Origin of the sequence: Pseudozobellia sp. WGM2 (genome assembly GCF_017810075.1) — a bacterium.
In the GTDB taxonomy this organism is placed as follows: Bacteria; Bacteroidota; Bacteroidia; order Flavobacteriales; family Flavobacteriaceae; genus JADNYK01.
The window spans coordinates 360456-384515 of sequence record NZ_JADNYK010000005.1; the positions used below are offsets into that span (position 1 = coordinate 360456).

Consider the following 24060-nt stretch of genomic DNA (forward strand, 5'->3'; position numbering starts at 1 on the left):
CTTGCACCGTGTATTTTATGGTCTATAAATTTTTGCACTTCGACCTAAAACAAGGGTTTAGTTCGTATTTTTGCCGAAACTACCGCACACGGCATGTATAAAATACTTATTCGTCCTTTTTTGTTTCTGATGGATGCTGAAAAGGCACATCATTTCACCTTCTCGTTAGTCCGATTTTTATCCAATATAGGTTTTTCTTCCATTTTTAGAGCTATCTATAATTTTGAGGATGCCCGTTTGGAGCGGGAGGTATTCGGGATCAAGTTTAAAAACCCCGTTGGGTTGGCTGCAGGTTTCGATAAAGATGCCAAACTTTTTAACGAGCTTTCCAATTTTGGTTTCGGATTCGTCGAAATAGGTACACTTACGCCCAAACCACAAGAAGGTAATCCGAAGAAAAGGTTATTTAGGTTAAAGCCAGACTCAGCTATCGTGAACAGAATGGGTTTTAATAACTCGGGGGTACAAGATGCGGTAAAACGTTTGAAGAAAGAACACCAAGTTCTCATTGGAGGTAACATCGGTAAGAACAAGGTTACGCCAAATGAAGAGGCTGTAAATGACTACTTGATCTGTTTCAATGCCCTTTATCATTATGTAGATTACTTTGTGGTCAATGTCAGCTCGCCAAATACTCCCGGACTCAGGGAACTTCAAGACAGAGAGCCATTGACTGCTTTGCTGAATGAGCTCAAGAAGGAAAACTATAGTCTTTCTCAAAAAAATGGCAAGCAACAAAAACCTATTCTACTCAAAATTGCTCCAGATTTAACTAACGAGCAGTTAACTGATATTATCAAGATTGTTGCCGACACAAAAATAGATGGCGTTATCGCTACCAATACCACCATTGCAAGAGAAGGATTACAGTCAACCCCTAATCTAGTTCAAGAAAAAGGAGGCTTGAGCGGTAAACCTTTGACAGACAGAAGCACCGAGGTTATACGATTTCTGGCTCAGAACAGCAACAAAGCTTTTCCGATCATCGGTGTGGGCGGTATTCATAGTGCGCAAGATGCGCTCGATAAGTTGGATGCCGGTGCTGATCTAGTACAACTTTATACCGGTTTTATCTATGAAGGGCCGACGTTGATAAAGCAAATCAACAAAGCCATTTTAGATAGGGCATAACAAGTTGCCCATCCGCAGAAAAAGTTCAGAAATTATTTCGTCCAATAATCTACGACAAGAACATCATCTAGATGTGGACCTAGAATAGCTCCGAATGCTTTATGATCAGGGTGGGGTAAGTAAATAGCTCGGTCTGCTTCACTCTCAAAAGTTAGGAAAAAGCAATGGGTAAAACCCTTATCATGACCTTCAGGACTATTGTTCAATCCCCATTCGTAAGAGACAATTTGTGATATTTTTGAGGGTAAGGCAGTAAAGGCTTCTTCGACTTTTTTAATATCCTCTTCAGAGGTGCCTGATTTGAACTTAAAGAGAACGACATGACGTAATAAACTATCTTGGGCCATAACTATTTTAGAGGTTGGGTTTTCGGTAGTGTTCTTTTCTGTGGCGAAAAGGGTAGTGCTGAATAATGCAAAAACTAAGGTAAGTTGAATTGACTTCATCATTTTTAAATTTCGTGAAAGATATGAAAAAGAACATTTACATCAGAGGAAATTGTATTTTGTAAGTTTGACACATGAGTTACGAAACCCTGTATGCCTTTATGTTTGCTACATCGGCTTTGGCCATTTCTCCTGGTCCCGATAATATCTATGTACTAATGCAGAGCTTGGTCAACGGAAAGAAATATGGTTTGGCCACCATGGCGGGTCTTATGTCGGGCTGTTTGGTACATACTACATTGTTGGCATTTGGGGTGTCCGCAATTATCAAACAAAGCGAAACCTTGTTTTTCGGTATCAAACTGTTAGGTGCGATATATCTTTTGTTTTTGGCGTTTCAAGTTTATAAAAGTGATGCATCTGTAGCATTATCAGGTGAAAATGTACCCAAGAAAAGCTTGCGGTCGTTGTTTCGTCAAGGTTTTATCATGAATGTCTTAAACCCGAAAGTTACCATCTTCTTTTTGGCATTTTTTCCCGGGTTTCTTTTCAGTCAAACCTTGGGTACGGTAAGCCAGTTTTACATCTTAGGCGGATTGTTCGTCGTAGTTTCATCGATAATTTTCGGAGCCATTGCTATTCTTTCGGGAGCAATTTCAAAGTTTCTGCAAGGAAGTTCGAAAATCGGAATCTACCTCAAATGGTTGCAGATTATAGTGTTTGTAGGTATTGCTGCTTACCTCTTGTTATCCGATAAATAATGGTAATTTTGAGTAGGTAATCCCTATATGCAGAACAAGGTAAAGATTATAGAATGCCCAAGAGATGCCATGCAAGGCATCAAGGCTTTTATTCCCACGAAAGAAAAGGTAAAATACATTCAATCTTTATTGAATTGTGGGTTTGACACTATAGATTTTGGCAGCTTTGTATCGCCGAAAGCCATACCTCAAATGGTAGATACGGCAGAAGTGCTTTCACAACTCGACCTTTCAAAGTCAGATAGCAAGTTGCTATCGATAGTAGCTAATGTTCGTGGCGCAAAAGATGCCTGTAAGCATCCTGAGATTGATTATTTGGGATATCCTTTTTCTATTTCAGAAAACTTTCAAATGCGTAATACGCATAAGACCATTAGCGAGTCGGTCGCTATTTTACAGGAAATTTTAGAAAATGCTGAGAGCAGCGGAAAGGAAGTGGTAACCTATATTTCTATGGGTTTCGGTAACCCGTATGGTGATCCTTGGGATGTTGATATCGTTGGAGAGTGGACTGAGAAATTAGCGGCAATGGGCGTTAAGATTCTTTCATTGTCTGATACCGTAGGTACTTCGACACCTGAAAATATCGACTATCTGTTTTCTAATTTGATTCCTAAATACTCTGAAATAGAGTTTGGGGCCCATTTACATACGACGCCTACAAGATGGCATGAAAAAATAGATGCTGCGTTTAATGCAGGCTGTCGAAGATTTGACGGTGCGGTACAAGGTTTTGGGGGTTGCCCTATGGCAAAAGATGAATTGACCGGTAACATGCCTACCGAAAAAATGTTGTCTTACTTTACCACAAAAAAAGCTGATTCTGGAGTTAATTGGATGGTCTTTGAAGCTGCCTACAATAAGGCCACAGAATTGTTTTCAGTTTATCACTAAAAGTGTTGCCATATTTTTATTAATCGTTGAACAACGAATCTAAATAGTTGTCTAGGCCGAGTTGAAACAAGGTCCCTTCAACGAGGTCTTTTACACTGTTCAATTCTTCAGAATTCATGGCAAAAGAAATTTGGGGTACATGTGATTCTACGAGTATCGAACGACACATTTCTTTCTTTTTACAACCACCACACAACGAGTGATTTTTTACACTCTGACTTATATTGTTTGAGAATTTAAGTAATTCTTCTTTTGAAACGAAAAGCCCGGTATCCCTGAAAACCAATTGTACTTTATTGCAATGCTTTGAGCTATCGCCTTTATACTTGAAAGCCAAGCCAAAATTGTTGTTATAAATAAGATTGATGTCATCCATAAAACCTAAAATATTTTGTGATGTTCAATCTCAAAAATAATAACTTTATTTAGATTGATTAAAAATAAACTTATATATTCGCATTGTTATTCGGAATCATTCTAAATAAAATGTTAGGTAGCTTCCGAATTTATCTTACAGTTTGAGTTAGTTTGGCCGGGGGTCTTTCTAGGTTTGGTCCCCGGCTTTTTTTAAAATCATCAATGTACTTATGGAGCTTATATACGGAAACAATTATGGGGCTTTTTACAAAGTTTTCGATGCCCCGAACAATGAATGTAGACTACAGTTAATCGTAGATACTATTGGCATCTTCATGTCAGAAACAGACCTATCACATTTTTTGAATATCATTCAAGATTCAGATAAACCATGTATGTGCGCCAATTGTAATGGTGGCAAATGCAATAAGATTTGGTGCACCAACCCATTGGTAGACATTTGCTTAAAAGTTACTGAACCTATTCTAGAAGAAATGGAGGACTTGGTAAAAGGCACTCAATTTGTCTTGGGTATGGATGATACCCTTAGGAAATACAAAATTAATTAACACAACCAATTTGCAATTATAAATTAATTTAAGAATGAATAACAAGCTTGCCGCCGCGATAGCGATGATGCTTTTCGCAAGTTTAACCTCTATGATGGCACAGTCAATAAGAGGCACTGTCACCGACAACTTAGGAGAACCCTTATTCGGGGTTAATGTTTTGATCAAGAATTCTTCAAAGGGAGTTCAGACTGACGAAAAAGGTCAATTTGAACTTAAACAGATAACTTCTGGTACGCACACCTTATCAATCTCTTATCTTGGGTTTAGAACCAAAAATGTCGATTTCGAAGTAAACAGTAACGACAATGTAGACTTGGGAGGCATCACCCTCTATGAGGGTAATGAGATTTTAAGAGAAGTTGTGGTCGAGGGAGAACGGATCAACAAATTCGCACGAAAGAATACCGCATATGTTTCTAAAATGCCGTTAAGAGATTTAGAAAACACCCAGGTCTATAGTACTATAACAACAGATTTACTTAAATCTCAAGTAGCGACAACTTTCGAAGATGCGCTCAAAAATGCCGTAGGAGTCGAAAAACTATGGACGTCTACCGGAAGGGGCGGTGATGGTGCCGGCTACTATTCCTTACGCGGATTTTCGGTTCAGCCACAATTGGTAAACGGTATTCCCGGTCTTACTAACGGAACCATCAATGCGGCCAATATTGAGCGGATTGAAGTAGTAAAGGGGCCTTCGGCCACTTTGTTCGGTAACGCGGTAACTTCTTACGGTGGTTTGATTAACGTAGTCACCAAAAAACCATATATCGGTTTTGGTGGTGAGCTTTCATTTACCTCTGGAACATACGGATTTAATCAAATAAGTGGAGATTTTAATACTCCTTTGGATAAGAAGAACAATATCTATTTCAGATTGAATACTGCTTATTCTACGCAACAGAGTTTTCAAGATGCGGGCTTCAAAAAGTCTTTTTTTGTAGCTCCATCATTATCCTATCAGGTGAACGATCGCCTATCCTTTTCGTTTTACGGAGAGATTACTTCTGCTGAGCAGACCAACCCGACCTTTCTTTTTCTAAATAGAAGCGCCGCTACAGAAGCTTCAAATTTAGAGGAGTTGGGTTATAACAACAAGTTGTCGTTTACAAGTAATGATTTGACTTTGGAGAATCCGACCCAAAACTACCGTATCGAGATGGATTATAAACTATCGGATACTTGGCAATCACAAACCATACTTTCTAAAAGTTCTACCTCTACAAGTGGATATTATAGCTATTTATTTGATTTTTTGACCTTAGGCGATAATACGTTTACGCGCTATATTAACAAGCAAAATTCAAACACCCAAACAACTGATATTCAACAGAACTTCATTGGTGATTTTAAGTTGGCCGGGTTAAGAAATAGAATAGTTTTCGGCATCGATTATTATAATGCTACAAGTACGAATAACGATACCGGTTATGCGTTTTATGGCAATGTTACACCTTCCGGCGGATCTAATGGAGACAATCCCTTTACGGCAGAGGTAGAGGAAGATGCCTATTCACTATCAGCTTCTGCGGTTGATGCTGCGTTACAAAATCAGCCGGTAAGCAATATAAAATCAAAAAAACATATTTATAGTGCTTATGTTTCAGATGTATTGAACATAACACCTTCACTATCTGCAATGGCCGGGCTTCGATTAGATTTCTTTGATAACGAGGGTGATTTAAGCACCACCGAAGATGATTTTGATCAAACAGCTTTTGCCCCTAAATTCGGGTTGCTATACCAACCCATTTTGAACAAGCTGTCAGTATTCGCGAATTATCAAAACGGTTTTACGAATGTAGCCCCGCAATTGGTGGGTGACCCGTCTGCCGGAGCTCAGACTTTACAGACTTTTGACCCTGAACAGGCGAATCAAATAGAATTGGGCTTTAAAACCAATTTTTTCAATGGAAGATTGAACTCTGTAGTCAGTTATTATGACATTAATGTAAAGGATAGGGTTATACCTGGTGAAACACCGTTCAGTCAAGTTCAGGGCGGCGAAGTACGAAGTAAGGGCTTCGAGATTGAAGTGAACGCCAACCCTATAAAAGGCTTGAACATAAGAGCTGGCTACAGTTATAACGACAGTGAGGTTATCGAAGGTTTAGAGTTCAGTTCTTACGCAGAGGAGGGAAGAAGGCCTTCTGACGCTGGGCCGAAAAATTTATTCAATGCTTGGGCGAATTACCGCTTTCATACCGGTAACCTCGAAGGATTCGGTTTAGGTATCGGGGCCAATAGCGCCAGTGAAAGAGCGGTTTACGATAGTGCCGTACTTGGTAAGTTTGCCCTGCCTGGGTATACTATAGCCAATGCCTCGGTTTTTTACGAAGCGGCCAAATATCGTATTGCCCTTAAATTGGACAATGCATTGAACGAAGAATATTATAAAGGTTGGTCGACTATTAATCCGCAGATGCCTAGGGCACTTTATGCTAATTTCACCTATCGATTTTAGAGGGTCGATAATTATGGTTATCTATGCGTGTTTATTCATCAAATCGACAATAGTTACGCTTGAAAGATTAAATCAATGGTAAAAGGAGAGTTACGAAAGAAGCTTTTGACAATACATAGAATTTTAGGTATTGCTACCGGTCTAGTGGTTTTTATCGTAAGTATTACTGGGTGCTTTTGGGTATTTAGAGAGGAAATAGAATCGTTGTATGTTGATTACGATAATGTGACTCCTCAAGAAGAGAGCTTCATTACTGTTACGGAAGCCCACGATTTGGCCAAAGCCGTTTTCCCTCAGAAACATATTCACGGTGCACTTTATGGAAAACGCGATGAGGCGGTCGAAGTTATATTCTATGAGATAGAGCCAGAGTTTTATTATAGCGTTTTCCTCAACCCTTATTCTGGTGAGGTATTGCATATAAAAGACCATTTAAGCGGTTTTTTTGCCTTTATTTTAAAAGGACATGTAAGACTTTGGCTTCCGCCGGAAATAGGGGAACAAGTGGTTTCCATTTCGATATTGCTCTTCATGCTTATTCTCGTTTCGGGCCTAATACTATGGTGGCCTAAGAAAAAATCAAACCTAAAGCAAAGACTTAGATTTAAGTGGAAGCCCGGTACGCGATGGAAACGAAAGAACTTCGATTTACATTCCATAGTCGGTTTCTATGTTTATAGCTTGGCTTTAGTATTGGCATTTACGGGATCTGTTATGGCTTTTAATTGGTTTTATTATGGTTTTTATAAGGCGATAGGTGGTGAAAAGCGTGCTGAATTTTATATTCCTAATAATATAAATACTGCAGAGACCATTGAAAAAGATGTATTACCTATTGATCGATTGATACCTCTTCTAAGGAAAGACTCACCGAATGCCCTAAATTACGAGGTTCATTACCCAGCGACCGATTCAACAAGCATTTATGTAGAAGTGGCACATAGTGAGGGTTTATATTATGATAACGACTATCGATTTTTTGACCAGTACACCTTAGAAGAAATCGAGACTAATGGTATTTATGGTAAATATGATGATGCCAAGTTCGCCGATAAATTGATTCGGATGAATTATGATATACATATAGGATCTATTGGTGGTATAATTGGTAAAATAATTGCCTTTTTAACAAGTTTGATTATTGCAAGTCTGCCGGTTACCGGTACCTTATTATGGTATGGTCGCAAGTATAAAAGCAAAAAAAAGACACCCAAATGGGCATCAAGTACAGTTTCGTAACATCTTGAAATATAATAGTCTATATCGATAATTATTGGTGAATAAGTCTATTTTAGATGAAGTAAAATATCTAAAAGTATGCTTCAATTTTAAATCAATCTAAATATAAATAATTGATTATCAGTTATTTATATTGTTTCTAAGAATGTGGCTCTTTAACTTTGAGTAAGTTTAATTTAAAAAGAAAGAAGTTATGTCTATAAGATTAGGAAATAGTTGTGGTAACTGCGAGAATTTAGTAGAAAGCAACGTATGCAAGGTTCATGGTGTAAAAGTAGGCAGTAGTTACACTTGCGATAGTTTTGAGATGAAAGTCGCACTTAAAGATAAAGAAAACTGCGTTAGCTGTGCGAGATATGAAACCAGTGATTGTGCCAATCCGCAAAAGGCAGCTCCAGGAATGTCATGTGCACATTGGGCGCCTCTGAGTGCTAGTGCGTAATTACAAATAACATTACACTTAACTATCGACCATCATTAAGGTGGTCGATTTTTTTTGCTAATCATGATGTTTCGGCTCATATCTTCCCAATTAAAATCGTTTGCTGTAATCAATTGAAATATCTCTCCTAAATTTTTCTCGTTTAAGGCTATAAAAGTGGCAGTTAAGCTTTGAATATCAGTTTTTATTTAGATTTAATCTATATAGTTCTTGGATAATTTAGATTCCTAAGTTAGATTTGCACGGTTATTTTAAAAAAGTCTAAATAAATATATCCTTACAAATGAAGAAATTAGCTTTCTCTTTCATGGCCGTGGCCGGATTAATCTTTACCTCATGCGATTCTGATGATAATGGAGGCGATGATTTGCCTCTGGAGGCGACCTGTGACGATGGAATCATGAACGGTGACGAAACAGGTATTGACTGTGGTGGTAGCAATTGTGGTCCTTGCGAGACGGGTGTTGAAAACCCTGATAGTTATTCATTTGAAAGAAATGGTGAAAGCACTGTAAGTTTTACAGGTCAAACGACTCGTCTGTTAATGGGAGATGAGATTCTTGGGGCCTTCAGTGATGTTTCTGCCACAGTTGAACAAATTCAAGCAATGTTTGCCCATCAAGAAGGTGAGAGTGATTTTGAGAATGCCGATTTGAATGCTTCCGATAAAAGTATTTCAAGTAAAACAGCGGCTTCCGCAGACTATTTTTCTTCCAATGCAGTCGATCAAGGCTTGATAAGAGCTGATTTTAATGGTTGGATCGCTGCTCAGGTTGAGGAAGTATTTCCTAATTGGAATGTAGCCGCAGAGGCCGGTACCGCTGGTCAAATTGCCGACGGGGAGTCTACTCGATATATAAGTGCCCAAGGTTTGGAGTACAATCAATTGTTCAATAAAGGTTTAATTGGCGCGCTAACTGTAGACCAAGCATTGAATAATTATTTGAGCCCGGCCGTATTGGATGAAGGTAGCAATGTAGCCAATAATGATTCAGGTACTACGGAAGAAGACAAGAACTATACGACTATGGAGCATAAGTGGGACGAGGCCTATGGTTATGTTTATGGTCTAAATGCCAATTCAGCTGATCCGAATGCCGATTTAGGTGCCGATAATTTTCTGAACAAGTACATCGGTCGAGTGGAAGGTGATACTGATTTTGCCGGAATTGCCGACGAAATTTTTCAAGCCTTTAAATTAGGTAGAGCTGCCATCGTTGCCATGGACTATGAGGTACGCGATGCTCAGGCTGAAATCATAAAGGAAAAAATATCAGAGGTTATAGGTATTCGTGCGATTCATTATTTACAACAAGGCAAGAATGCTTTAAGCCAAGAAACTCCGGATTTCGGGGGTGCTTTTCATGACTTGTCTGAAGGGTATGGTTTTATCTACAGCCTACAGTTTACCAGAAAGGCTGGTACCAGCGAACCCTATTTTGCCAAATCGGAGGTAGATGGCTTCTTGACCGATTTATTAGACGATGGCGAAAACGGATTATGGAATGTACAAGAGGCTACTTTAGACGCCCTTTCAAATGCGATTGCTGATAGGTTCGAATTTACAGTGGAGCAAGCCGCTGAATAAATTAGGATTGAATGCCTAACAGTATGAAAATGAAATAAAAGAAAGTGGTCAGTCTAGTCGAAGAATTGACCACTTTTTTTATTTTTGCATTAATTTGGAATAAATAAACATAAAGAATGAAAAAGGTTTGGTTCTTAGTACTGTTTGCAGCTCTTTTCGTAGCATGTAGTTCTGATAACGGCGGGGGTGATAACGGTTCTGATAATGTAGATCCGGCACCGGTGAGTTTTGAGAGAGGTGCCATGCTAGAGAACTGGGCCGATAATATCATTATTCCCTCTTATGAAAGTTTTACCGCTGAGTTAAGCGCATTGAAAGCTGCTTTTGAAACTTTTAAAACCGATTCCAATGAGGCAAACCTAACAGCTTTAAGGGCTTCTTGGCTATCTGCTTATAAAACGTGGCAGCACGTTTCACTATTTGAAATCGGGCCGGCAGAGACCGTAGGTCTGCGGTTGAATGTCAATATTTATCCCGTAGATGCCGAAAAAATCGATGGTTTTGTTCAATCGGGTTCGTATGACCTTACCCTTTCCTCCAATCGTGATGCGAAGGGTTTCCCTGCTTTAGATTATTTGATCAATGGTCTAGGGGAGAACGATACGGCCATTGTTTCTAAGTTCAGTACTACCGAGAAAGATGGTTTGATTTCATATATAGACGTAGTGCTCAACGATATGGAGACTTTGATAACTCAAGTTATATCACAGTGGAAAGCGGGTTATAGAGATACTTTCGTCAACAATGATGGGGCATCTTCTACGGCTTCCGTCGATCGTTTTGTAAATGATTTTATTCTTTATTATGAAAAATACCTGCGGGCCGGTAAAATGGGAATTCCCTTGGGCGTATTCTCCGGTGAGGTATTACCAAGAAATGTAGAAGCTTATTACAAAGCTGATGTGTCCAACGAATTATTTTTAGAGGGTCTCGCTGGTGTGCAAAACTTTTTTAACGGTAACCATTTTCAAAAAGCTTCGTCAGGAGAAAGCTTGGCTTCTTATTTAGAAGCCCTGAATACCCTGAAAGGAGGTGAAGACCTAGCAGAATTGATTAATGGTCAATTGAATGCCGCCCGTACAAGGGTAGAGGCTTTGGGTTCGTTCCGTTCTGAAATTGAAAATAATGCTCCGCCGACCAATATGTTGAAAGCATATGACGAAGTGCAAAGGGCAGTACCACTTTTAAAGGTAGATATGGTATCTGCCATGAATATTAGCATCGATTTCGTAGATGCCGACGGTGACTAAGAAATGACCCTGAACAAAGAAAATTGCTTAACTAGAGCTGTTGAGGCCGCCCCTTTGGCGGTCTTTCGTATTTTCTTTGGTTTAATGATGTTGCTGGGTCTGCTACGTTTTGTGGCTTACGGTTGGGTTGATAAACTCTACATTCAGCCCAAGTTTTTCTTTTCATATTACGGTTTTGAATGGGTTAAACCCCTTGGAAGTTTTACTTACTTCATTTTTTTGCTCTGTGCCATATCCTCCATAATGGTGGTCTTAGGTTACAGGTATCGTCTGGCCAGTATACTATTCTTTTTAAGTTTCACGTACATTGAGTTAATGGATAAGACCACGTACCTCAATCATTATTACTTTACGAGCCTTTTGGCATTTTTGATGATATTTCTGCCGGCCAACGCCTATTACTCCATAGATGCTCTTAGAAATTCGGAAAATGCATTTCAGAAAATTCCGGTTTGGACGGTGAACAGCATCAAACTTTTATTGGGTATCGTGTATGTATACGCAGGGTTGTCAAAATTGAATTCTGATTGGCTAATCGAGGCTATGCCCCTTAAAATTTGGTTGCCATCTAAATTTGATATTCCCCTTTTGGGCAATATGATGCATTTAGATTGGACACCTTATTTTTTTAGTTGGGTAGGAGCCCTTTATGATTTGACCATTCCCTTTTTTCTATTGAACAAAAGAACTCGGCCGTACGCCTTTGCAGCCGTTGTTATTTTTCACCTACTGACCAGGGTATTGTTCCCTATTGGAATGTTTCCTTATATCATGATTGTATCCACCTTGATATTTTTTGATGCTTCCTTCCATCATAAATTATTGAAAAGATTGGATAAATGGTTCAAGGTAGGAATACAGCGTTTTGATAACTCTCGTGTACTTGTGGATAAGAAAACAAGGAGATTTTCCTTCAAAACAGCTATTTTAGCGCTTTTTTTCTTGATACAGCTATGTCTCCCCTTTCGTTATTTGGCCTACCCCGATGAATTGTTTTGGACGGAAGAAGGTTATCGGTTTTCTTGGCGAGTAATGTTGATAGAAAAATCGGGATACGCTCAATTCAAAGTAGTCGATACAGAATCGGGTAAATGGTTCTATGTAGATAATTCAGATTTCTTGACCACTTTTCAGGAAAAACAAATGGCTTTTCAACCGGACTTCATCTTGGAGTATGCCCATTTTCTGAAACAGAATTTTGAAAAAGACGGGCATAAAAAAGTGGCAGTTTATGTGGATAGTTACGTGAGTCTCAACGGTAGATTAAGTACTCCGTATATCGATTCAAAAATCGACTTGACCCAAGAAAAAGAATCATTTCAACATAAAAATTGGATACTTCCTTTCAATGATGAGATTACAGGTTTATAGCATTTTAGTATTGTTGCTCAGTCTATCTTCGGTCTGGGGTCAAGTATCCATTAAGGGAAAGGTAACAGGTTATGAAGATCGGCCCGTGGCAGATGCGGAAATATACCTCAAAGAAGCAAAACTAATAAGAACAACCGGTGCTGATGGAACTTTTGAGTTTAAGCACCTCTCTGGCGGAAAATTTACGGTAGTGGTTTTTGCTTTCGAGTATGAAGTCTTTGAAAAAGAACTTACTTTCGATACGCAATTTACACTCAATATTAAGCTGGAACCGCTACGGGCAGAAGAACTTTCTGAGGTGGTTTTGACCCAGAGACGTGAGCGAATATTTGCCTTAAAACAATTGAAAAAAGTTGAGGGTACGGCAATCTACGCTGGTAAAAAAAGTGAGGTAATTCAATTGGATGGTATTACAGGTAATCTTGCTGCAAACAATGCTAGGCAGGTCTATGGTCAAGTCGTTGGCCTGAATATATATGATAATGGTGATGCAGGGTTACAATTGAATATAGGGGGTAGGGGTCTCGACCCCAATCGAACCGCTAATTTCAATACGCGACAGAACGGTTATGATATAAGTGCAGATGTATTGGGATATCCGGAGAGTTATTACACTCCCCCGGCAGAAGCTTTAGAAGAAATTCAGGTGGTTCGTGGGGCGGCTTCTTTGCAATACGGTACCCAATTCGGGGGCTTGATCAATTTTAAGTTTCGAAAACCGGATCCGAACAAGAAGATTGAACTGGTCACGAGACAAACTCTGGGTTCGAACAATCTTTTTACCAGTTTCAATAGTTTAGGGGGCACAGTTGGTAAATTCAGTTACTACACCTATTTTAATTACAAACAAGGCGATGGCTTTAGGCCGAATTCAGAGTTTGACAGTAAAAATTATTTTGCCCGTTTGGGGTATGAATTTTCAGACCGCACCAAGGTAACTTTAGAAACTACATTTTTAAAATACTTGGCACATCAACCTGGGGGGCTTACCGATGTGCAGTTTTTAGAAGACCCTAATTTTAGTAATCGTGAGCGTAACTGGTTTGAAGTCGATTGGAAGCTTTATTCACTCCGAATAGATCATGGGTTCAGCACTAAAACAGATTTCAGCTTCAACCTTTTTGGTCTAGATGCTTCACGAAAAGCGCTGGGCTTCAGAACTAATCGCGTTTCGCAACCCGATGACCTAGAAGAACCACGGGAATTATTGGTCGATAATTTTACCAATTGGGGGGCGGAAGCCCGAGTTTTGTCGAGGTATGATTTATTGGGAGAGGAATCAGCTTTACTTTTAGGTGCCAAATTTTACAAGACATATAATGACCAAAGGCAGGGTTCAGGTACGATGGCCTTTGATGCTGATTTTAGCTTTGCTGATGATGAATATCCTAATTATGAAAGGCAGTCTCAGTTTGATTTTCCTAATCTGAACCTGGCTTTTTTTGGCGAAAACGTGTTTAATCTCAACAAGAAAATAAGTATTACACCAGGTTTCAGACTAGAACATATAAAAACCGAAAGTGAAGGGTCGTACAGGTTTGTAAGTTTAGATTTGGCCGGTAATCCTTTGTTGAATGAAGAAATTCAAGATAATAGAACCTTTGAGCGTACTTTTGTTCTTTTAGGTCTGGGTGCCACTTATGGCATAAACTCTGAAACCGAGTTGTACGCGAATATTTCGCAGAATTACCGATCGGTAACCTTTAGCGATATTCGAGTTGTCAATCCCACTTTTCAAGTGGACCAGAATATAACTGATGAGGACGGCTATACCGCGGATATTGGTGTTCGGGGAAGGGTCAAAAATATATTATCTTTTGATGTGAGTGCTTTTGCATTGCACTATAATAATCGCTTGGGTGAAATTTTAAAAGCTGCCACTAGAGTGGATGAAAATGGAAACGAAATAGAAACCGGAGGCTTGGTTCGATTCAGGGGAAATATTGGAAACGCTTTTATGTACGGTCTTGAAAGTTTCGCAGATTGGAGTATGAAAGAAACTTTTCTTCCTGAAATGGAAAAAATACGCTTAAATTATTTTGTAAATCTGGCATTGACATCTTCTGAATATGTCTCAAGCGAGAGAAATAATGTAGAGGGTAAAAAGGTAGAATTTATTCCAGAGGTTAATCTGAAAACCGGTTTGAACTTTGGCTATCATAATTTGCTAGGAAGTCTTCAGTACACTTATTTTGGTCAACAATTCACCGATGCAACCAACGCGCCGCAAGATGTCAACGATAATCAAAGGGGTATTGAGGGGGCAATACCGGCCTATGATATTTTAGACTTAGCTCTATCATACACTTATAAAAAATGGAAGTTAGAGGCAGGTATCAACAACGTCTTGAACAACAGCTACTTCACCAGAAGAGCCACAGGCTACCCTGGTCCCGGAATTATACCGGCCGATCCACGAACATTTTATACCACGCTACAGTTAAAATTGTGATTGAAGTTTAATCTGTTAAAAGAAGTATTTTTTAGAGAAAATAAGTCGAAGTATAGTTATCAAAAAATGTTTTTCTACATTTAGTAACATTACTAAACTTCGTAAAACCATGAAAAAATATAGAAAGGTTTTTATTCTCTTATTGATTGTTTTGATAGCCCTACAATTTTATCGTCCGGAAAGGAATAATTCCGAGGTAAGGGACGTAGCTTCTTTTGAAAAGGAAACCAAGCCTTCTTCTGAAGTTTTAACCATTCTTGAAAACACCTGTTACGATTGTCATAGTGATAAGACAACATATCCCTGGTATGCTAGTGTATCTCCTATTTCTTTATGGATTTCGAATCATGTAGAAGAAGGTAATGAACACTTTAATGTCTCCGCTTGGGATTCTTATGATAAAAAGAAGAAAGCTCATAAGTTAGATGAACTTATCGAAGAGGTAGAGGAAGGTGAAATGCCATTGACCGAATATACATGGTTACACGGCGGCTCATTGACCGAAAATCAGAAAAGTGCAGTGATTGATTGGGCCCGAAAGGCTCATCTAACGTATACTGATAAATAGCTTCTTGCCATATTATAATACTATACTTATTTTCATAGGAGTAGTGGCCATGCAAGATGGGTTTTCGAAAGCTTTTCTTGTTAGGCTTAAAGCTGTCTTCGATACAAGTCAAATTACCAATTAAATTCACTACATTTGCACGCAATTAAATCCTTAATTGCTATGCAAGCCCACCTTAACAAAATACTCGGAGAAGGTCTTACTTATGACGATGTACTGCTAGTACCTTCCTATTCCGAAGTGCTTCCTAGAGAAGTGAACATTCAAACAAAATTTACTCGTAACATCACCATCAATGTACCAGTTGTATCGGCTGCTATGGATACGGTTACGGAATCAAGAATGGCCATCGCCATTGCCCAAGAAGGGGGTATCGGGGTGTTGCATAAGAATATGACTATCGACCAGCAAGCCGTGAAAGTACGCAAGGTGAAGCGAGCGGAGAGTGGTATGATTATGGATCCGGTTACTTTGCCCTTAGACAGTAAGGTCAAAGATGCGAAGGCTAGCATGAAAGAATTTAGTATAGGGGGTATTCCTATCGTCGATGATCAGGGCAAACTTTTGGGTATTGTAACCAATCGTGATCTGCGGTTTGAAAAAAACAATGAAAGGCCTATTTCCGAAGTTATGACCTCTGAGAACTTGGTTACTGTAGGTGAAGGAACTTCCTTGGAGCAAGCTGAAGATATTCTTCAAGAGAATAAGATTGAAAAGCTTCCTGTCGTGGATAAGGATTATACGTTGGTCGGACTCATAACTTTTAGGGATATTACGAAGTTGACCCTAAAGCCAAGTGCCAATAAAGATCAATACGGCCGATTACGTGTCGCCGCTGCTATTGGGGTAACGCCCGATGCCGTCGATAGGGCAGAAGCCTTGGTTGAAGCTGGGGTAGATGCAGTTGTTATCGATACTGCACATGGCCATACTAGGGGGGTTGTCAACGTACTGAAAGAAGTAAAGAAAAAATTCCCTGATCTTGAAGTTATAGTAGGGAATATTGCGACGGCCGAGGCCGCCAAATATTTGGTCGAGGCAGGCGCTGATGCTGTTAAAGTAGGTATAGGGCCTGGTTCAATCTGTACAACCAGAGTAGTTGCCGGTGTTGGGTTTCCACAATTTTCAGCTGTTCTTGAAGTCGCTTCGGCCATAAAAGGAACAGGAGTTCCTGTAATTGCAGACGGTGGTATTAGATATACAGGTGATATCCCTAAAGCGATTGCTGCAGGTGCAGATACGGTCATGTTAGGATCACTTCTGGCAGGTACCAAAGAATCTCCCGGGGAAACGATTATTTATGAAGGCCGAAAATTCAAGTCGTATCGTGGCATGGGATCAGTTGAAGCTATGAAAGAGGGCAGCAAGGATCGTTACTTTCAAGATGTGGAAGACGATATCAAAAAACTGGTGCCTGAAGGCATTGTGGGTCGTGTACCGTATAAAGGTGAACTTTATGAAAGTATTCACCAGTTTATAGGTGGATTACGTGCCGGAATGGGTTATTGTGGAGCGAAAGATATTGAAGACTTAAAAGAAAAAGGAAAGTTCGTTAAGATTACTTCAAGCGGTATTGCTGAAAGTCACCCACATGATGTTACCATCACCAAAGAGTCGCCAAATTATAGTAGGTAGATTTTAACGCAACCTAATTATCGAACTTACATCTAAATAATAAAGGAGTATTATGAAAAAGCTGAATACTGTTATTTTCTCATTGCTTCTTCTTGTTGTTTCGTGTTCGGATAATGACGATGAAGTGGACTTGGAAAATCCGGAATTAAAGGGCACATGGCTTTTGGTCGAGCGAAGGCCTGGCGATGGAAGTAGTCGTGGTTTTGAAAAGGTAGATAGTGAAAAACAAATTAAGTTTTTTGAGGATGGTACTTTCAAGTCAAATGGAAATTTATGTTATAATGACACTTCTACAGAAGAGAATACTACGGGGGCTTATGTAATTAACGATACTATAAGAACACAGTCTACTCTTGATGGCTACTTAGTGTTTAAAGATTGTGAATTTGAAAATCGTGTGGTATACCTCCACATTGAGAAAAGTTCATTGATATTGGCATATAACGGTGAGGGTAGTGCCCAGATATATCGGAAAAATTAGTTATACTATTTCCCCTTTCCTGAGTAGGCTTCCCAATCCTTATCCTTGTAAATATTATCACCGAAATATCGTGCAATATTCAGAAAAGGTTTTGGTTTTTGATATCCGGGTACGGGTGAAAGCATATTCATTTGCTCATCTAAAAATATAGTGGTCGGGTAGCTTAACCTGCCTTGCAAAAGAGCGGCGGCCAATTCGTGATAGCCTTTTCTGCCCGAAGGCACGAATTTATAGGTCTTTCCCTTGAACTCAATGGGTTCTTTGCCTTCGCCATCTAATTTTACCATATAGAAGTTGTCGGTCATATACGCCGCTACTTCAGAGTTTTGAAAGGTATCCTTATCCATTTTTTTGCACCAGCCACACCAGTCGGTGTAAACATCAACAAAAATTTTCTTCGGATTTTCTTCTGTAGTGGCCAACTCGGTAGCCTCATCCCAGCTTAACCATTCAACTTCTTGAGCATTGGCAACACATATAATGCTAAGAAATAAAATTAATGTTAAGGCGCTGTGAGATAGGGTAGTTATAGATGTCTTCATCATATTCGTTAGCTTTGGTACCATTGGACCAACAATTATACCAAAGCTAACGAAAAATAATAGCTTTTTATTTTGCAGTTGCCTTTTCCTTTTTAGGTGCGAAAAGGTCTTTAACATCTACCTGGTGTTTGATGAGGTCGTCAAATGACTCTCGCTCACGTATCAGAATCGCTTTTCCTTCGTGCCAAAGTACTTCAGGTGGTCTAAATCTAGAATTGTAATTGCTGGCCATAGTGAAGCAATAGGCGCCCGCATTTTTAAAACAAAGAATATCTCCTTCAGAAATCTCATTGATCCTTCGATTGCTGGCAAAAGTATCGGTTTCACATATATAACCGACTACGGAATAATAGCGTTCTCTACCCTGCGGATTTGAAATATTTACAATTCGGTGTGATGACCCGTAAAACATAGGTCTTATCATATGGTTGAATCCAGAGTCGATACTGGCAAAGACCGTTGAGGTGGTTTGTTTTACAACGTTAACCTTTGCTAAAAAATTACCGGCTTCACTGACCAAAAACTTACCGGGTTCGAAAGCCAGTGTCAGTTCTCTACCGTATTCTTTACAAAATTCGTTGAATCGAGAACCTAATTTTTTACCTAGCTCTTCGACATTGGTTTCTATATCACCATCTTTATAAGGTACTTTAAAACCGCTACCGAAATCGATGAATTCAAGATCTTTGAAGTTCTTAGCGGTTTCAAATAGTATTTCAGATGCATATAGAAATACATCGATATCTAAGATGTCGCTACCAGTATGCATATGTATACCGTTAATGTTCATTTTGGTAACATCAACTATGCGCAGTAAGTGTGGAATTTGATGAATACTGATTCCGAATTTAGAGTCGATATGACCTACGGATATCTTTGAGTTTCCTCCAGCCATTACGTGCGGATTAATGCGAATGCATACCGGAATATCAGGGTGCTTACTACCAAATTGTTCTAAGATAGAAAGATTGTCGATGTTTATTCGAACCCCCAGTTTAGAAGCTTCTTCAATTTCTTCCAACGATACCCCATTAGGGGTAAAAATTATAGATTCGGGCTTGAAACCGGCCAGAAGACCTAATTGAACCTCTTGTATAGAAACGGTATCTAGACCGCTGCCTAAGCTGTTCATCAATTTAAGTATCGCAATATTCGAAAGCGCCTTCGCGGCGTAGTTCAGTTTCAATTTCTTTACTGTGCTAAAAGCGTCGGTAAGACGTTGAAATTGAGAAATTATCTTTTCCGAATCATATACATAAACCGGATCTCCATAAGTTTTTGCTATCTTGAGCAAATCGGCATTGTTCATAGTACTTAGCAGTTTTAGGCAAAATTAAACTCTTCTAGTGATATGGGCAAGAAATCAGGCTTAGAGTTTAAAAATAAAACAAAATGTTATATTTAAAACATTTAAGGATTTGAATTAACATTTGCCAAAGATTTTTTTCAGTTGTATTTTTAGACGAAAATTTGATCTGATGAAACTGCCATTTTTTCCATTGCAATCTATCTTCTTCCCCGGTGAAACCGTGCCCCTGCATATTTTTGAGGAACGTTATAAAGAATTGATCAAAGATTGTCGTAAGGAAGCTATCACCTTTGGTATTCCTGTTTACATCCATAATAATATGGTTTATGGTACAGAGGTGCAGCTGGTCGAAATCGTAAATACTTATGAGAGTGGTGAAATGGACGTTACCTGTGTGGCCCGACAAGTTTTTCGCATTCTCAGTTTCAACAATCGAATAGATGACAAGTTGTATGCTGGGGGGGAAGTTCAGTTTTTAGATAATCAAAATGATGCCGAACCGCAATTAAAGCAAGAAGTACTCGATAGGTTACATGAACTTTATGAACTGATGGATGTACCTTTTTCGCCGTTACCGGTTGAAAAGTTCAATAGTTTCGTGTTAGTTCATAAAATGGGTCTGTCATTCGAGCAAGAATATCAGTTGTTACAAATGGCGAAAGAAAGTGAACGCTTGGCATTTATTAAAACCCATCTCATAAGTACTATAGGTGTTCTTTCGGAGGTCGACCGAACCAAAAAAACTATTGATATGAACGGTGACTTTAGAAATTTCGACCCTTTGGATTTCAAGGATTTTGAAATCTGAGACCTATAGAATTAACTTTCTAACTTTACTAATACGTCACTACAATCTGAAAAATATATTCTTGCCCATTCTTTATAAGATTTAAAGAGTCTCAAGGTCAATCATGGTAATAATTTTCTTCCCACCTTGGTACATATTATTCTTTGAAATTATTTATGGTAGTTGTATAGGGTCCTGAAGTGGTTATCGCAACTAGTCTAGTATATTAATTGGCATTACAGGTACAAGTGAGTGTGAAGAGTTCTTTTTTCTATTTGCAAACTGCAACATAATTCAAGAGTACTGCTCCTTTCTCTTCAATATTTACAATACCATTCTTTCCGAACACTAACTTTTTCTCTACCATTTATAGTGATTTGATTCTTTGATGCTTAGATCAACATAACTTCATCTATGAGATGTGTTACTTCATCAAGAAAATATTTTGCCGGGACTTCAAGTATGATGTATTCTTTCATATTGAGCAATCCATTTCAAAAACGGTTATTATAAAATTGAATTTCATACCAGTTTCCCTTAGGATAGGTGAGTTGTGACGATGTGTTCAGTGAGGATATTTTAAAGTCTCTTTGACATAGGACCTTTTACCTCCATATTTTTTTTGAATTTGCAGCTTCTAAATTGGAAAATCAACCAGCAGTTACCTATTTTTGCTGCTGAACCTAAAATATACCCTTACATATGAATCTTCACGAATATCAAGGAAAGGAAATTTTGGCCAGTTTTGGTGTGCGCATTCAGCGTGGTATCGTGGCCCACAATGCAAAGGAGGCTGTAGAGGCTGCCAAACAACTGACTGCCGAGACTGGCACCGGATGGCACGTTATCAAGGCCCAAGTTCATGCTGGGGGTAGAGGTAAAGGTGGCGGAGTTAAGTTGGCCAAGAACCTGAAAGAAGTGGAAGAGTTGGCAGGTAACATTATCGGTATGAATCTTATCACACCGCAAACATCTGCCGAAGGTAAAAAGGTACATAAGGTTTTAGTGGCCGAAGACGTATACTACCCAGGTGATAATGAACCTGACGAGTTCTATATGTCAGTTCTTTTGAATAGGGGAACAGGTAGAAATATGGTAATGTATTCTACTGAGGGAGGTATGGATATTGAGGAAGTTGCCGAGAGCACACCTCATTTAATATTTACGGAAGAGATAGACCCAGCAACAGGTTTATTGCCTTTTCAAGCACGTAAGATAGCCTTCAATTTAGGCTTATCGGGTACGGCATTCAAAGAAATGACCAAATTCGTTACCTCACTATATAAAGCGTATGTCGAAAGTGATTCGAGTATGTTCGAAATCAACCCAGTACTAAAGACTTCCGACGATAAGATAATGGCAGTCGATGCCAAAGTATCCATTGATGATAATGCCCTTTTCCGTAGAAAACAGTACGCAGAAATGCGCGATTTGCGCGAAGAAAACCCAATCGAGGTCGAAGCACGTGAAGTTGGTCTTAACTACGTTGATTTAGATGGCAATGTCGGATGTATGGTAAACGGAGCCGGATTGGCAATGGCTACAATGGATCTTATTAAAATGGCCGGGGGCGAACCAGCTAACTTTTTAGATGTAGGTGGTACGGCTGATGCGAAGAGAGTAGAAGAGGCTTTCCGAATCATACTTAAAGACCCAGAGGTAAAAGCGATTTTGATCAATATTTTTGGAGGTATCGTAAGATGTGATCGAGTTGCACAAGGTGTTGTTGATGCTTATAAGAATATGGGGGATGCCATAAAGGTGCCTATCATCGTTCGTTTACAGGGTACAAATGCTGAACTGGCGAAAGAAATTATAGATAATTCAGGATTGGCCGTTCATTCAGCGGTTCAATTTCAAGAGGCTGCCGATAAAGTCAAAGAAGTATTGGCGTAAAAGCGTTCAGAAAATTGATAAATAAAAAAAGGGCAGTCGTTTAGATTGCCCTTTTTTCATTCAAAATTTTGAAATATTCAAATGGGACGAAAACGTTTTAGTCAAGAACGACTGAAAAACTACGTTTTCGTTAGATTTTTACATTATTTTTAATTATTAATATTATAAGGTGTTAAATTTTGGTAAAACCGTAATTTAGAGACCTTTTATTGTGTTATCTTTAACGATAATTAGATGGAAACCAAATAAATATCCCAAAGATGAAAAAGATTTTTTATACATTAATTGCAGCACTTGTGTTAAATACAGGCCTTGCCATAGCAGCCGATTATGAGATAGATGTAGTGCCTTCAAAAGCAGTTGCATCTCAAGTTTATAAAATGCTAGATGTGCCTAATATTCCTGATGATATACGTGGGCATAAGGCCGAAGTTCGTTTGGCGGTAGATAGAGGTAACTATTTACGAATTCTTACCATAGAAACCGAAAGTCCGGCTTTGAGCGAATTCATTAAAAAGAATGTCGATTTTCAAAGATTGGCCAAAGGTACTTTTGAGCAAGGTGTGGTTTACAAAGTACCCATTGAGGTGAAAGAGTAAAAATTACAATTTAAAGTGGAAAAACCTCTGAAGAAACAATTCTTTCAGAGGTTTTTTTATTTGCTACATTCTATCACCTAACTATCTTCGCTAGGTTGTGGCGATGTGTTCAGACCGACATATTCGCCAAAGGTGGCCGATTCAATCTCACTTTCTTTAGTGCTTTTTAGTTTAGCGAAAATCGCAGGTATAAACGATAGTCCTATCATAGTGCCACTGGCAGCCAATAACACGTATGGGTTTACGAATAATTCGCTAAAGGAGAATATTCCGATTATTAAAATAGTCGAAAAAGGTAGAGAGCAAGCTAAAATATTAACTGCAAAATTAATATCAAATGTAGGGCTTTTTTGTTCATCGCCTTCTTCTAGGGCGCTTACAGCACTCATGTGGGCAAATGGCCAAAAACTACAAGAGCTTTGAGGGAAAACGACCAAGAGTAGAATTAAGGCGGGTGTCAACGCAGGAAATATAAGGACAAATATCGCAGATAGTAAGAACGTGATTCCTGCACGTCTAGCTAATAAAGATAGAATAACGCCAAATTCACCTGATTTTATCCGTACTGCCATACCAATAAATAAGAGTACTAGCGGCGTCATCAGAATTTTTAATTTCTCGATGGTACCTTGTAAAAATACAGGTAATGATCCCATATTCAATCCCAACGCCAACAGAACCAGTCCAACAATAATGACCATATTGATAGGTTCTTTTAATAGTGACATTGCTAAACTTTTAAGTTTACTTGAGGTTGATGCTTTAGCATCTTTTAAGGCTCGTCTATGATACCAATGCATAGCAAGCATATAAAGTAGTATAAGCCCGAAAATTTTGTTGCCTACATCTGCAAGTGCGGCCAGTGCCAAAGAGTCGTCACCAAGGTAAACGACTATAAAGGGAAAACAGGAAAGACCGGGTGCTAAAGAGGGTAGCAACATCATTATGGTTCTTCTCTTCGATTTTTGTTCTTTAGGTAGCGATGCGCCCAAGAGATACTTTGAAGATACCAGCATAATGAGGTTAAAGGTCAATGCCAGTAAAGGAAATATTAAAAGCGAACTTTCTAGTTTGATTTTAAGTAAGGCTACGAAAATTACGGCAGGTAAGGCTACACTAAGTATTATTGTTTTAACGCCCTTAAGATCTTGCTTGGCTATCTTTTTCTGTAGTAACAGACCAAGACCTATGATCAGCACAAGTTCTAAGGTGTTTTGAAGCGCGAAGTTCATAAGGTTTATGTTTTAAAGTTGTACGAGTTGTATTTGAAGTGCAAATAGAAATAACCCATAGAGAGTCGGATTTTAGCGTATCAAGGCAATTTCACGCAAACCCG

At 38.9% G+C, this 24060-nt stretch carries 22 protein-coding genes; 17 read left to right on the forward strand and 5 right to left on the reverse strand.

What is annotated here, in order from left to right:
• The first annotated feature begins 93 nt into the window (after positions 1-93).
• Complete coding sequence (locus IV512_RS14250) at positions 94-1131, forward strand: quinone-dependent dihydroorotate dehydrogenase (protein WP_209404506.1); 1038 nt, start codon at positions 94-96, stop codon at positions 1129-1131.
• Positions 1132-1163: 32 nt separating this feature from the next.
• Here IV512_RS14250 and IV512_RS14255 read toward each other — a convergent pair whose 3' ends face one another.
• The gene (locus tag IV512_RS14255) at positions 1164-1577 is read right to left on the reverse strand and encodes a Dabb family protein (protein ID WP_209404508.1); all 414 of its coding nucleotides are present in this window, start codon (positions 1575-1577) and stop codon (positions 1164-1166) included.
• A gap of 74 nt (positions 1578-1651) precedes the next feature.
• Here IV512_RS14255 and IV512_RS14260 point away from each other — a divergent pair, with 74 nt between their 5' ends.
• Together IV512_RS14260 and IV512_RS14265 are read left to right on the forward strand one after the other, a co-directional pair.
• Positions 1652-2278, forward strand: coding sequence for a LysE family translocator (locus IV512_RS14260; protein ID WP_209404510.1), 627 nt, complete (start codon positions 1652-1654; stop codon positions 2276-2278).
• 27 nt (positions 2279-2305) lie between these two features.
• Entirely contained in the window at positions 2306-3172 is an 867-nt protein-coding gene (locus IV512_RS14265) for a hydroxymethylglutaryl-CoA lyase (protein ID WP_209404512.1), read from the forward strand.
• 19 nt (positions 3173-3191) lie between these two features.
• On the opposite strand, the gene IV512_RS14270 is transcribed toward IV512_RS14265, so the two are convergent.
• On the reverse strand, positions 3192-3548 hold the full coding sequence (locus IV512_RS14270) for a hypothetical protein (RefSeq protein ID WP_209404514.1): 357 nt from the start codon (positions 3546-3548) through the stop codon (positions 3192-3194).
• 211 nt (positions 3549-3759) lie between these two features.
• Here IV512_RS14270 and IV512_RS14275 point away from each other — a divergent pair, with 211 nt between their 5' ends.
• The 11 genes from IV512_RS14275 (at position 3760) to IV512_RS14325 (ending at position 17591) form a co-directional block, all read left to right on the forward strand.
• A complete protein-coding gene (locus tag IV512_RS14275) occupies positions 3760-4098 on the forward strand; it encodes a hypothetical protein (protein WP_209404516.1) in 339 nt (112 codons plus the stop codon).
• Positions 4099-4132: 34 nt separating this feature from the next.
• Positions 4133-6565, forward strand: coding sequence for a TonB-dependent receptor (locus tag IV512_RS14280; RefSeq protein WP_209404517.1), 2433 nt, complete (start codon positions 4133-4135; stop codon positions 6563-6565).
• A gap of 75 nt (positions 6566-6640) precedes the next feature.
• Complete coding sequence (locus IV512_RS14285; protein ID WP_209404519.1) at positions 6641-7804, forward strand: PepSY domain-containing protein; 1164 nt, start codon at positions 6641-6643, stop codon at positions 7802-7804.
• Positions 7805-7997: 193 nt separating this feature from the next.
• Positions 7998-8246, forward strand: coding sequence for a hypothetical protein (locus IV512_RS14290; RefSeq protein ID WP_209404522.1), 249 nt, complete (start codon positions 7998-8000; stop codon positions 8244-8246).
• A 283-nt stretch (positions 8247-8529) separates the two neighbouring features.
• The gene (locus IV512_RS14295; RefSeq protein WP_245224829.1) at positions 8530-9834 is read left to right on the forward strand and encodes a DUF4856 domain-containing protein; all 1305 of its coding nucleotides are present in this window, start codon (positions 8530-8532) and stop codon (positions 9832-9834) included.
• 116 nt (positions 9835-9950) lie between these two features.
• Positions 9951-11084, forward strand: coding sequence for an imelysin family protein (locus IV512_RS14300; protein WP_209404524.1), 1134 nt, complete (start codon positions 9951-9953; stop codon positions 11082-11084).
• Positions 11085-11087: 3 nt separating this feature from the next.
• Entirely contained in the window at positions 11088-12455 is a 1368-nt protein-coding gene (locus IV512_RS14305; RefSeq protein ID WP_209404526.1) for an HTTM domain-containing protein, read from the forward strand.
• A complete protein-coding gene (locus tag IV512_RS14310; RefSeq protein WP_209404632.1) occupies positions 12436-14907 on the forward strand; it encodes a TonB-dependent receptor domain-containing protein in 2472 nt (823 codons plus the stop codon). Before IV512_RS14305 ends, IV512_RS14310 begins: the two co-directional genes overlap by 20 nt.
• Positions 14908-15016: 109 nt before the next feature.
• Complete coding sequence (locus tag IV512_RS14315; protein ID WP_209404528.1) at positions 15017-15475, forward strand: heme-binding domain-containing protein; 459 nt, start codon at positions 15017-15019, stop codon at positions 15473-15475.
• Positions 15476-15637: 162 nt separating this feature from the next.
• Positions 15638-17110 carry an IMP dehydrogenase gene (gene guaB, locus IV512_RS14320; protein ID WP_209404530.1) on the forward strand — a complete coding sequence of 491 codons (1473 nt, stop codon included), beginning with the start codon at positions 15638-15640 and terminating at the stop codon, positions 17108-17110.
• Positions 17111-17162: 52 nt separating this feature from the next.
• Positions 17163-17591: a hypothetical protein gene (locus tag IV512_RS14325; protein WP_209404532.1), complete on the forward strand. Its 429-nt coding sequence runs from the start codon at positions 17163-17165 to the stop codon at positions 17589-17591.
• A 5-nt stretch (positions 17592-17596) separates the two neighbouring features.
• On the opposite strand, the gene IV512_RS14330 is transcribed toward IV512_RS14325, so the two are convergent.
• Together IV512_RS14330 and lysA are read right to left on the reverse strand one after the other, a co-directional pair.
• Entirely contained in the window at positions 17597-18136 is a 540-nt protein-coding gene (locus IV512_RS14330) for a thioredoxin family protein (RefSeq protein ID WP_371743301.1), read from the reverse strand.
• A 64-nt stretch (positions 18137-18200) separates the two neighbouring features.
• Positions 18201-19442 carry a diaminopimelate decarboxylase gene (gene lysA / locus IV512_RS14335; protein WP_209404534.1) on the reverse strand — a complete coding sequence of 414 codons (1242 nt, stop codon included), beginning with the start codon at positions 19440-19442 and terminating at the stop codon, positions 18201-18203.
• Positions 19443-19611: 169 nt separating this feature from the next.
• Between lysA and IV512_RS14340 the strand changes: the two genes are divergently transcribed.
• The 3 genes from IV512_RS14340 to IV512_RS14350 all read left to right on the forward strand — a co-directional run bounded on the left by IV512_RS14340 (position 19612) and on the right by IV512_RS14350 (position 22724).
• Positions 19612-20250, forward strand: a complete 639-nt coding sequence (locus IV512_RS14340) for an LON peptidase substrate-binding domain-containing protein (RefSeq protein WP_209404536.1) — start codon at positions 19612-19614, stop codon at positions 20248-20250.
• A gap of 681 nt (positions 20251-20931) precedes the next feature.
• A complete protein-coding gene (sucC, locus tag IV512_RS14345) occupies positions 20932-22125 on the forward strand; it encodes an ADP-forming succinate--CoA ligase subunit beta (RefSeq protein WP_209404538.1) in 1194 nt (397 codons plus the stop codon).
• Positions 22126-22385: 260 nt separating this feature from the next.
• Entirely contained in the window at positions 22386-22724 is a 339-nt protein-coding gene (locus tag IV512_RS14350) for a hypothetical protein (protein ID WP_100869237.1), read from the forward strand.
• 77 nt (positions 22725-22801) lie between these two features.
• Here IV512_RS14350 and IV512_RS14355 read toward each other — a convergent pair whose 3' ends face one another.
• On the reverse strand, positions 22802-23956 hold the full coding sequence (locus IV512_RS14355) for a permease (RefSeq protein ID WP_209404540.1): 1155 nt from the start codon (positions 23954-23956) through the stop codon (positions 22802-22804).
• Positions 23957-24060 lie beyond the last annotated feature (104 nt).